Origin of the sequence: Rudaea sp., assembly GCF_036383415.1 — a bacterium.
Classification (GTDB): domain Bacteria; phylum Pseudomonadota; class Gammaproteobacteria; order Xanthomonadales; family Rhodanobacteraceae; genus Rudaea.
Genome location: NZ_DASVOK010000255.1, coordinates 1 through 3,637, shown reverse-complemented (window position 1 = coordinate 3,637; position 3,637 = coordinate 1). Strand labels below are relative to the sequence as shown.

Genomic DNA, 3,637 nt, shown 5'->3' with positions numbered 1-3,637 from the left:
ACCAGGTGCGCGCGGGCGGCTGGTAGACGCCGATTTGCGGCTGACCGGCGCCGCGGCCCTTGCCGCGGCGTTGCTGATTCTGGCGCGCGCCGGGCTGGCCGGCGTTCTGTCCGCCGCTGCGCGGGCCCTTGCCGGGACCTTTGCCCTTGTCCTTGCGCTTGTTGTTGCTGCGTTTGGCGCCGGGGCGGAAGGGACCATCGTCGCGGATGCGGTCGAAGGCGCGCGCCTCGCGCGCCTCGTCGGCGTGCGCGCCACTCCAGGCCTGCTGCGAATTCGGCGACGGCCGATATTCGTTCGACGGTTTCGCCCGGCGCTGGTTGATCACCGGCTGCAGGGTCAGGCTCGGCTCGGGATCGCCCGCGTTGACGAGCGTGCGCAGCGCCTTGACCGTTTCCGGATCGAGCGTCTCGCTCTGTCCACGCAACAGGCCGCGCGGCAGTTCGATGTTGCCGTAGCGGATGCGCTTGAGGCGGCTGACCATGAGGCCCTGCGATTCCCACATGCGCCGCACCTCGCGGTTGCGGCCTTCCTTGAGCATGACGCGGAACCAGGAGTGGCTGTCGCCGCGGCTGATCACGGCGAGCTCGTCGAAGCGCGCCGGGCCGTCGTCGAGGTCGATGCCGGCCTTGAGCTTTTCGAGTACCTCGTCCGGCACTTCGCCGTGCACGCGGCAGACGTATTCGCGCTCGATCTCGGTCGACGGGTGCATCAGCGCATGCGCGAGCGCGCCGTCGGTGGTGAGCAGGAGCAGGCCGGTGGTGTTGATGTCGAGGCGGCCGACCGAGATCCAGCGCGCGCCCTTGAGCTGCGGCAACTGTTCGAAGATCGTGGGCCGGCCTTCGGGATCCTCACGCGTGGCGACGACGCCTTCGGGTTTGTTGTAGATCAATACTTTCGCGTGCTCGGCCGTGTCGTTGACGACGACGAAGATCTTGTTGTCGATTTCGACGCGGTCGCCGGCGCGCACGCTTGAGCCGATTTCGGCGACCTTGGTGTTGACCCGGATTTCACCGTTCTGGATGCGTTGTTCGAGCATGCGCCGCGAGCCGAGGCCGGCGTTGGCGAGCACCTTGTGCAGGCGGTCTTCGAATATCGGGGCGCCGTCGGGCGCATCGCCCGGTTGCGGGCGTTTGAGGCTGAGAAGGCTGCGTGATGCAGGCGCGTTCATGGGGTGTGCTCCGTGGGGGCAGGCGCCGTGTCGGCGCTCGTTGTGGTGGTATCGCCTTCGTCGGCGGGACCGTGTTCTTGGACGGTTTCGGTTGTTGCGTGCGATTCGGTCACCTCGGCGGCGATCGCTTCGTGTTGCAGGTCGGCTGCTTGCGCTTCATCCGTGGCCGATTCGTGCGGTGCAGCTGCGGAAGCGGCGGGCGATTCGACTTGCAGTTCTTCGTTTTCCGTCGACATCAACGAGCCATCGTTGCTCGCGTCGTCCAGCGTGTCACCGATCGCGACCGGCGCGAGCCCGAGCTGCGGATCGAAATCCGACAGGTCGCGAATCTCGGCCAGTGGCGGCAATTCGTCGAGCGACTTCAGGTTGAAGTAGTCGAGGAACGCGCGCGTCGTGCCGAACAGCTCCGGCTTGCCGGGCACGTCGCGATGGCCGACCGTGCGGATCCACTCGCGTTCTTCCAGCGTTTTGATGATGTTGCTCGACACCGCCACGCCGCGGATGTTCTCGATCTCGCCGCGCGTGATCGGCTGGCGGTAGGCGATCAGCGCGAGCGTTTCGAGCTGAGCGCGCGAGTAGCGCGTCTGCCGCTCGGTCCACAGGCGCGAGACCCACGGGTTCACTTCGGCGCGAACCTGGTAACGGAAGCCCGATGCGACCTCCTTGAGCTCGATGCCGCGGCCTTCGCTGTCGCGCGCCAGTTCGTCGAGCGCGCGTGCGAGGTCATCATGGTTCGGCTGCTCGTCTTCAGCGAACAGGGTGAACAGTTGCGGCAGCGACAGCGGTGCCGACGAGGCGAGCAGGGCGGCTTCGACGATGCGTTTGAGTTGTTCGAATTCAACCATGGAATATTTCGTGGTTAGTTGGCGGTAGCCAAAGACTTCAGGTAGATCGGCGCAAGCGGTTCGCTCTGCATGATCTCGATCAGCAGTTCCTTGGCCAGCTCGAGCATGGCGAGGAAGGTAACGACGATGCCGATGCGGCCTTCGTCGGGATTGAACAGCGACTGGAACGAATGGAAGCTGCCGTCGCCGAGCGCGCTGAGCACATCGCTCATGCGGTTGCGCACCGACAGCGCCTCGCGGCGGATCTCGTGATGGCCCTTCAGTTCCGCGCGGGTCAGCACGTCCTTGAGCGCAAGCAGCAGTTCGCGCATGTCCACGGGCGGCGGTACGCGCGTAACGCTCTTATCCGGCACGTGAGCATGCACCACCGCAAAATCCCTGTCCGCGCGAGGCATCGTCTCGATGTCCTCGGCAGCCTTCTTGAAGCGCTCGTATTCCTGCAGCCGGCGCACGAGATCGGCGCGCGGATCGTCTTCGACGCCTTCCTCGGCCGGCGGCCGCGGCAGCAGCAGGCGCGACTTGATCTCGGCCAGGATCGCGGCCATGACCAGGTATTCGGCCGCCAGTTCCAGGCGCAAGTCCTTCATCAACTCAATGTAGTCGATGTACTGGCGCGTGATCTCGGCGATCGGAATGTCGAGGATGTCGAGGTTCTGCCGGCGGATCAGGTAAAGCAGCAGGTCGAGCGGCCCCTCGAACGCCTCGAGGATGACTTCGAGCGCATCGGGCGGGATGTACAGATCCTGCGGCATCTGCAGCACCGGCTCGCCGCGCACGATCGCCAGCGGCATTTCCTGCTGCTGCGGCACGGGATGGAACGGGATCGCGGCCACGCCGTCGCCCGTTTCGGCGGCTGCGCCCTGCGTGTTCATGCGACGGTTTCGGTCATGCGTGGTTGCCGCGCGCGACGCGGCCCCGGAGAGACAAAGCGTTATGCATACGCCAAAGTATAGAAGTACAAAAATACATACCAGCACACCGCTGCGGCATCGTGTGGAACTGCGGCATGGCGGATATGCGGATGACGTCCCGTCCGCAACGGCCGATTCGCATCGGGCGTGCGCGGGAGGCGATTCCCAAGAGAACTGCGCCGGCGGGTCTTGTCTGCATCGCGGCTCGCGATGCGTATGGGCTGGCCAGCGCTTTGAGTGACAGATTACGGGGATTGCGGGCGCCTGTCCAGCACCGCGAGGGATTCGCCCATGTGCATTGCGCTATCATTCAAGGTTTCCGCCGCGACGAGAATTCAGCCGATGTGGTATGCGATCACTGCCCTGGACCATGCCGACAGCCTGTCGAAGCGGCTTGCCGCAAGGCCCGCACACGTGGCGCGACTGCAGGATTTGAAGAATGCCGGCCACCTGTTGCTGGCCGGGCCTTTTCCGGCGATCGACAGCGAGGATCCGGGCCCGGCGGGGTTCAGCGGCAGCCTGATCGTCGCCGAATTCGCCGACCTCGCGGCGGCGCAGGCTTGGGCAAACGCCGATCCGTACGTGGCCGCAGAGGTATATCGGGAGGTCAGCGTGCGCCCGTTCCGCAAGACATTGCCGTGACGACCGCCGTCGAACTCAACCCGGCGCGCATCGCCCGCATGCGCGAATTGCTCGCGGCCGAACTGGCTCCG

At 65.5% G+C, this 3,637-nt stretch carries 3 protein-coding genes and 1 pseudogene; 1 reads left to right on the top strand and 3 read right to left on the bottom strand.

What is annotated here, in order from left to right; genetic code table 11:
* The 3 genes and pseudogenes from VF497_RS09625 to VF497_RS09615 form a co-directional block, all read right to left on the bottom strand.
* A partial coding sequence (locus VF497_RS09625; protein ID WP_330888078.1) for a pseudouridine synthase occupies positions 1-1,168 on the bottom strand: 1,168 nt, incomplete at its 3' end.
* Positions 1,165-2,013 (bottom strand): SMC-Scp complex subunit ScpB, encoded by an 849-nt coding sequence (gene scpB / locus VF497_RS09620; RefSeq protein ID WP_330888076.1) that lies wholly within the window; start codon positions 2,011-2,013, stop codon positions 1,165-1,167. The genes VF497_RS09625 and scpB, both read right to left, overlap by 4 nt.
* Positions 2,014-2,030: 17 nt before the next feature.
* Positions 2,031-2,885, bottom strand: a pseudogene (locus VF497_RS09615) (segregation and condensation protein A); the annotation flags it as partial.
* Positions 2,886-3,266: 381 nt separating this feature from the next.
* Between VF497_RS09615 and VF497_RS09610 the strand changes: the two are divergent.
* Positions 3,267-3,566, top strand: coding sequence for a YciI family protein (locus tag VF497_RS09610; protein WP_330888074.1), 300 nt, complete (start codon positions 3,267-3,269; stop codon positions 3,564-3,566).
* Positions 3,567-3,637: the final 71 nt, after the last annotated feature.

Bases quoted from the DNA above. Each gene is read 5' to 3' on its own strand.
- scpB (WP_330888076.1), bottom strand. From the start codon at position 2,013: ATGGTTGAATTCGAACAACTCAAACGCATCGTCGAAGCCGCCCTGCTC.
- VF497_RS09610 (WP_330888074.1), top strand. From the start codon at position 3,267: ATGTGGTATGCGATCACTGCCCTGGACCATGCCGACAGCCTGTCGAAG.